The sequence below is a fragment of the Rhodosalinus sp. genome, from assembly GCF_041685465.1.
GTDB lineage: Bacteria > Pseudomonadota > Alphaproteobacteria > Rhodobacterales > Rhodobacteraceae > Rhodosalinus.
Map to the genome: position 1 here is coordinate 1 of NZ_JAWLFS010000167.1, position 6,773 is coordinate 6,773.

General features: G+C 71.5%; 7 protein-coding genes. 3 read left to right on the plus strand and 4 right to left on the minus strand.

The window, feature by feature from the left end; all coding sequences use genetic code 11:
* Together ACESL7_RS11220 and ACESL7_RS11225 are read left to right on the plus strand one after the other, a co-directional pair.
* Positions 1-771, plus strand: a 771-nt coding sequence (locus tag ACESL7_RS11220; RefSeq protein ID WP_372893409.1) for an aminotransferase class I/II-fold pyridoxal phosphate-dependent enzyme, incomplete at its 5' end; no start/stop codon positions are given.
* Positions 768-1,328 carry a GNAT family N-acetyltransferase gene (locus tag ACESL7_RS11225; RefSeq protein WP_372893410.1) on the plus strand — a complete coding sequence of 187 codons (561 nt, stop codon included), beginning with the start codon at positions 768-770 and terminating at the stop codon, positions 1,326-1,328. The genes ACESL7_RS11220 and ACESL7_RS11225, both read left to right, overlap by 4 nt.
* A 5-nt stretch (positions 1,329-1,333) precedes the next feature.
* Here the strand turns inward: ACESL7_RS11225 and ACESL7_RS11230 are convergent, their stop codons facing one another.
* The 3 genes from ACESL7_RS11230 to ACESL7_RS11240 form a co-directional block, all read right to left on the minus strand.
* Positions 1,334-2,062, minus strand: a complete 729-nt coding sequence (locus ACESL7_RS11230) for a metallophosphoesterase family protein (protein ID WP_372893411.1) — start codon at positions 2,060-2,062, stop codon at positions 1,334-1,336.
* Between the two features lie 122 nt (positions 2,063-2,184).
* Positions 2,185-3,780: a phosphoglycerate dehydrogenase gene (gene serA, locus ACESL7_RS11235; RefSeq protein ID WP_372893412.1), complete on the minus strand. Its 1,596-nt coding sequence runs from the start codon at positions 3,778-3,780 to the stop codon at positions 2,185-2,187.
* A gap of 235 nt (positions 3,781-4,015) precedes the next feature.
* Entirely contained in the window at positions 4,016-5,173 is a 1,158-nt protein-coding gene (locus tag ACESL7_RS11240; protein ID WP_372893413.1) for a phosphoserine transaminase, read from the minus strand.
* Positions 5,174-5,311: 138 nt separating this feature from the next.
* Between ACESL7_RS11240 and serB the strand changes: the two genes are divergently transcribed.
* On the plus strand, positions 5,312-6,190 hold the full coding sequence (serB, locus tag ACESL7_RS11245) for a phosphoserine phosphatase SerB (protein WP_372893414.1): 879 nt from the start codon (positions 5,312-5,314) through the stop codon (positions 6,188-6,190).
* 3 nt (positions 6,191-6,193) lie between these two features.
* Here serB and ACESL7_RS11250 read toward each other — a convergent pair.
* Positions 6,194-6,773 (minus strand): asparaginase (locus tag ACESL7_RS11250; RefSeq protein WP_372893415.1); only part of this gene is annotated, 580 nt, incomplete at its 5' end.

Below are 6,773 nucleotides of genomic sequence, written 5' to 3' on the forward strand. Positions count from 1 at the left end.
ATCGAGGCGGTGCCCTACCGCTATTTCGACGACGCGACCTGCACTGTGGACACGGCTGGCATGCTCGCCGACCTGGAGCGGGCGCGGCCGGGCGACATCGTGCTCCTGCACGGGTGCTGTCACAACCCGACCGGCGCGAACCCGGGCGCCGCGGCCTGGCGCGACATCGTCTCGGTGCTGCGCACGACCGGCGCGACGCCGATGATCGACCTCGCCTATCAGGGCTTCGGCGACGGGCTCGCGGCGGATGCGGCGCCGACGCGGCTGATCGCGTCCTCGCTGCCCGAGACGCTGATCGCGGTGAGCTGTTCCAAGAACTTCGGCGTCTACCGCGAGCGCACCGGCGCCCTGATGGCGGTGGCGCAGGATACCGACCGGGTTGCCGCCGCCCAGGACAACCTCGCCTATCTCAACCGGCAGAACTATTCCTTCCCGCCCGATCACGGGGCGCGGGCGGTGACCATGGTGCTGACCGACCCGGAGCTTCGCGCCGACTGGGAGGCGGAGCTCGAGGGGATGCGCACCGGGATGCTGCACCTCCGCGAGATGCTCGCGGCGGAGCTTCGGGCGCGCGCGGGCTCGGATCGCTTCGCCTTCCTCGCGGAGCACCGCGGCATGTTCTCGCGCCTCGGCGCGACGCCCGAGCAGGTGCAGCGCCTGCGCGAGGATCACGGGGTCTACATGGTGGGCGACAGCCGGATGAACATCGCCGGGCTGAACGAGGCGACGGTGCCGATCCTCGCCGAGGCGATCATCAAGGCCGGCGTTTGAGCGGGCGCCCGCCTTCGGTGGAGTTCACATCCGAGTGGTGCGGGCGCGAGGTCGAGATCGCCGAGCTGTTTTGCCGGACGTTTTCCGTATCGGAGGGCGCCGAGGAAGGCGAGGTCGTGGGCCGCCTGGCGCGCGACCTGCTGGCGACGACGCCAGAGGGAGATCTGCGCGTGTTCCTCGCCCGGCAGGACGCGGCGCTGGGGGGCTGCATCATATTCACGCGGCTCACCTTTCGGGAGGATGCGCGCAGGGTCTTCCTCTTGGCGCCCGTCGCTGTGGCGCCCGAAGTGCAGGGCAGGGGCCTCGGGCAGCGGCTGATCGCCCATGCGCTCGGTGCATTGCGCGTGGAAGCTGCCGACGTCGCCGTGACCTATGGCGACCCGGGTTTTTACGGCCGGGTCGGCTTCGTGCCGGTGACGGTCGATCAGGTTCCGCCGCCCCAGCCGCTCGGCCAGCCGGAGGGATGGCTGGCGCAAGCCCTGGCGGGCGGGCCGCTCGCACCGCTCGCGGGGCCGGCGCGCTGCGCGCCGGCGCTGGACGACCCCGCCTATTGGTAGGGCGTCTAGAACGCCGCGCGCCCGCGCTCTTCCAGCAGCCAGACCTCGCCGCCCTCGAAGACGGCCGGGATGAGCGGCCGGCCGTAGCCCGCGCCGCCGTCGAGGTTGATGCGGTTGGTGTAACGGACCGGCCGCTTGCCCGGCGTGTGCCCGTGCACCACGAGCCACGGGAAAGGATCGGTGTGGTCGAGGAAGGGCTGGCGGATCCAGAGGAAGTCCTCCGGGTCCTGCTCGGGCCACGGGACGCCGGGCCGGATACCGGCGTGCACGAAGAGAAGTGCGTCCACCTGATGCCAGCGCGGCAGCGTCTGAAGGAAATGCAGGTGCCCCGCCGGCACCGCCTCCCGCGCGGCGAAGAGCAGCGCCTCCGCCGTCGGATGCGCGTCCGGGTCGATGCCGTAGGAGCGCAGCGTGGCCCGCCCGCCGAGGCGCTCTGCGAACCAGTTAACACCCGAGACGATGCGGTGATGGTCGAGCGTGTTGAGCGTGAGGAAGCGCTCGAACATCTCGTCGTGGTTTCCCTTGACCACGGTCCAGGGGCGGCCGGCCTCGATCCCGGCGATCAGCCGGTCGAGCACGCCGTGGCTGTCGGGGCCGCGGTCCACCAGATCGCCGAGGAAGACGATTCGAGCCTCCGGCCCGCCGTCCGCCTCGATCCGGGCGAGCGCGCGCTCGAGCTCGGAGAGCTGACCGTGGATGTCGCCGACGGCGTAGAGGGGGGCGTGGGAGTCCATGCGGTCACCCTGATAGATTGGTGGCGCCGGTCAAGCGCCGCGCGTCGCCCGGGAGAGCGGCGGGCCTCCTCGCGGCGCGGGGCGCCCGAAGAGGCCCGGCTCCGGGCCGATGAGGGCCGGCGTCAGGCCACGTCGAAGGCGAGCGGCTTCACCTGCCCGAAGAGCCCGGTGTCGTGCAGCGCCTTGACCGCGTCGCCCGGCACCGAGTCGTCCACGTAGAGAAGCGCGATCGCCTCGCCCTGCGCCTCTTTCCGGCCGAGGGTGAAGTTGGCGATGTTGACCCCGTTCTCGCCGAGGGTGTGGCCAAGCGTGCCGATGATCCCGGGCCGGTCCTCGTTCGTGGTGTAGAGCATGTGCCGCCCCACCTCCGCGTCGATGTTGATGCCCTTGATCTGGATGAAGCGCGGCTTGCCGTCCGAGAAGACGGTGCCGGCGATCGAGCGCTCGCGTGTCGCGGTGACGACGGTCACCTTGATGTAGCCCTCGAAGGCGCCGGACTTCGCCTGCCTTGTGGTCGATGTCTTGATGCCGCGCTCCTGCGCGACGACCGGGGCCGAGACCATGTTCACGTCCGGGTTGGACCGCTTCAGGATGCCGGCGATCACCGCGCAGTTCAGCGCCTCGAGGTTCATCTCGGCCGCGGCGCCGTCGTAGAGGATGTTGATCGCCTTCATCGGTTCGTCGGTCATCTGCCCGATGAAGGCGCCGAGGTGGCCGGCGAGGTCGATCCAGGGCCCCATGACCTTCGCCTCCTCCGCGGTGACGGAGGGCATGTTGAGCGCGTTCTGCACGGCCCCGGTCAGCAGGTAGTCCGACATCTGTTCGGCCACCTGCAGCGCCACGTTCTCCTGCGCCTCCGAGGTCGCCGCGCCGAGGTGCGGGGTGCAGACGACGTTCGGCAGACCGAAGAGCGGGTTCTCGGTCGCCGGCTCCTCGGCGAAGACGTCGATGCCGGCGCTGCCGACGTGGCCCGCCTCGATCAGCTCGGCGAGCGCCTGCTCGTCCACGAGCCCGCCGCGGGCGCAGTTGATGATGCGCACGCCCGTCTTCGTCTTCTCGAGGTTCTCGCGCGACAGGATGTTCTTCGTCTGGTCGGTGAGCGGCACGTGCAGCGTGATGAAATCCGCCCGGCCGAGCAGCTCGTCGAGCTCGACCTTCTCGACGCCCATCCTGTCGGCGCGCTCCTGGCTCAGGAAGGGGTCGTAGGCGACGACCTTCATCCGCAGGCCGCGGGCGCGGTCGCAGACGATCGAGCCGATGTTGCCCGCGCCGATCACGCCGAGCGTCTTGCCGGTGAGTTCCACGCCCATGAAGCGCGACTTCTCCCATTTGCCGGCCTGGGTGGAGACGCTCGCCTCCGGGATCTGGCGAGCGACGGCGAACATCATCGCGATGGCGTGCTCGGCGGTGGTGATCGAGTTGCCGAAGGGCGTGTTCATCACGATCACGCCCTTCTTGGAGGCCGCGTCGCGGTCGACGTTGTCGACGCCGATGCCGGCGCGGCCCACGACCTTCAGGTTGTCCGCGGCTTCGAGAAGCTTCGCGGTCACCTTGGTCGCCGAGCGGATGGCGAGGCCGTCATACTGGCCGATGATCTCCTGCAGCTTGTCCTTGTCCTTGCCGACCTCGGGCATGAAGTCGACGTCGATCCCGCGGTCGCGGAAGATCTGCACGGCGGTCTCTGAAAGCTTGTCGGAAACGAGAACCTTGGGAGCCATTTGGGTTGTCCTTGTTCGGATGTCCGGGGACCGCGCAGGGACGCGCCCCTCGGGGGATGTTCGGGGAGGGACGCGGGGCCGCGTCCCGGCGTATGTCGGGGAAGGTGCGTGCGGAGCACGCACCCTACGGATGGGGCCGGCGCGGCACACGGATCGGGGGCGGCCGCGCAGGGTGCGTGCCCGGCACGCACCGCAACACCCCGCGCGCCCGTCACGCGCCCGCGCCGCGCGCCGCTCACGCGGCGGCGGCCTGCGCCTCCAGTTCGGCGTGATAGGCCCAGTCGATCCAGGGCAGCAGCGCCTCGATGTCCGACCGCTCCACCGTCGCGCCGCACCAGATGCGGAGCCCCGGCGGCGCGTCGCGGTAGGCGCCCACGTCGAGCGCCGCGCCCTCGGCCTCGAGCCGCTTCTGCACGGCCTTGGCGAAGGCGGCGCCGTCGGCGATCCGGTCGTCGGTGAACTTCAGGCAGACCGAGGTGTTCGACCGCGTCGCCGGGTCCCTGGCGAGGTTCTCGATCCAGTCGCGCGCCTCGCAGAAGTCCCAGACCGCCTGCGCGTTGGCGTCGGCGCGCGCCTTGAGCGCGTCGAGCCCGCCGATCTCGCGCGCCCAGTCGAGTGCGAGGAGATAGTCCTCGACGCAGAGCATCGAGGGCGTGTTGATCGTCGCGCCCTCGAAGATGCCCTCGTTGAGCTTGCCGCCCTTGGTCATGCGGAAGATCTTCGGCAGCGGCCAGGGCGGCGTGTAGCTTTCCAGCCGTTCGACCGCGCGGGGGGAGAGGATCAGCATCCCGTGCGCCGCCTCGCCGCCCATGACCTTCTGCCAGGAGAAGGTGACGACGTCGAGCTTCTCCCACGGCAGGTCCTGCGCGAAGGCGGCGGAGGTCGCGTCGCAGATCGTCAGGCCGCCGCGGTCGTCCGGGATCGCGGCGCCGTCGGGCATGCGCACGCCGCTCGTCGTGCCGTTCCAGGTGAAGACCACATCGGCGTCGAAATCGACCTGCGAAAGGTCCACGATCTCGCCGTAGTCGGCCTCGCGCACCGTGGCGTCGAGCTTGAGCTGCTTGACCGCGTCGGTGACCCAGCCCGCGCCGAAGCTTTCCCAGGCGATCATCTCGCACTTGCGCGCGCCGAGGAGCGACCACATCGCCATCTCGACCGCGCCGGTGTCGGAGGCGGGCACGATCCCGATGCGGTAGTCGGCGGGCACGCCGAGGATCTCGCGCGTGCCGTCGATGGCGGCCTTGAGCTTGCCCTTGCCGACGCCGGCCCGGTGCGACCGGCCGAGCGGCGCGTCGGCGAGCCTGTCGAGGCTGAAGACGGGAGGTTTGGCGCAGGGGCCCGAGGAAAAGCGCGGGTTAGCCGGCCGCGCGGCCGGTTTGACAGGTGCAGTCATGGTATCCTTCCAGATATCCGCCCCTCGTTGGGGAGGGGTGTCCCGCGGACGCTCTTAAGCGGAGGCTTCCGCTTTCACAAGGGGCGAAATGCCGCTAAGCGGACGCGAAACGTCGCATTTCGAACAGGGGTCGCCCGCATGCCCGTCGCTGTCCTGCTTACCGATCCCGCCCGCCCGGCGCTTGAGGCTGCACGCGTGGAGCATCTGCGCGCGGACTGGGGCGGGGGAGAGATCCGCTGGCTCGCGCCCGGCGAGGCGGCGGAGATCGACCTGCCCGCGCCCCCTGCGGAGCTCGACGCGGCATGGTCCGCGCTGCAGGCGGAGGGGGTCGACCTCGCCCTCGTGCCCGGGACGGGGCGGCGCAAGCGGCTGCTCGTGGCGGACATGGACAGCACGCTCATCCGGCAGGAGTGCATCGACGAACTGGCCGAGGTCGCCGGCGTGGGCGCGCATGTCCGCGAGATCACGGCGCGGGCGATGAACGGCGAGCTCGACTTCGAGGGTGCGCTGACCGAGCGTGTGGCGCTCCTCGCGGGGCTCGAACAGGGGGTGATCGACCGGGTGCTCGCCGAGCGCATCACGCATATGCCGGGCGGCGCGACGCTCGCCGCGACGATGCGGGCGGCGGGCGCGCACACGCTGCTCGTCTCGGGGGGCTTTACCGCCTTCGCGGAGCCCGTCGCCGCCGCGCTCGGCTTCGACGAGGCGCAGGCCAACGTGCTGGAGGCGGAGGCCGGGCGGCTGACCGGCGCGGTGCGCCCGCCGATCCTCGGGCGCGACGCCAAGGTGGCGGCGCTGGAGCGGGCGGCGGCGCGGCTCGGCATCGCGCCGCAGGACGCCATCGCGGTGGGCGACGGGGCGAACGACCTCGCCATGCTGGCGCGCGCGGGCCTCGGCGTTGCGCTGCACGCCAAGCCGGCGGTGCAGCGCGAGGCGCGCATCCGCGTCAACCACGGCGACCTGACCGCGCTTCTCTACCTGCAGGGCTACGCGCGGGAGGCGTTTGCCGTTCCGTGACGCTCAGGCGAAGAGCTCCGGCGCCGGCCGGACGTGCCCCACCGTGTCGCCGCGCCGGTTGCGAATCGGCGCCTCGAGGCGGGCCGCGACCGCCGGGTCTTTCGCCGACAGCGCGCCCAGCCGCACGAGAAGCGCCGTGATCGCGGCCTCCGCTGCGCGGGTTGCGCCGTCGGCGATCTTGAGCGCGATGCCGAGGCCCTCGTCGGGCAGGATCGCGGTAAAGACACCCTCCGCCCCGGTCTTGACCGCGACGCGGCCGCCGCCCGCGCGCATGAGATCGGTGCAGGCCCGGCCCTCGCCCGCGACGAGCGCCGGATGCGCCGTCATCGCGTCGACCAGCCGGGCGGCTGCCAGGCTGTCCGCGTCGTCGCGGGCGCGGGCCGTCGCGAACCACGCCATCGCCTGTGCGATCCCGTCGAGGCGGCCGGCGAAGTTGGGCAGCGCGCAGCCGTCGATGCCGTAGCCGGGCGAGGGCGCGCCGGTGACCGCCTCGAAGGCCGCGCGGCAGGCGACCTGCACCGGGTGATCGGGCAGGTGATACTCCGGCCCGGCGCCCCTGTGCCGCGCCAGCGTCAGCATGCCG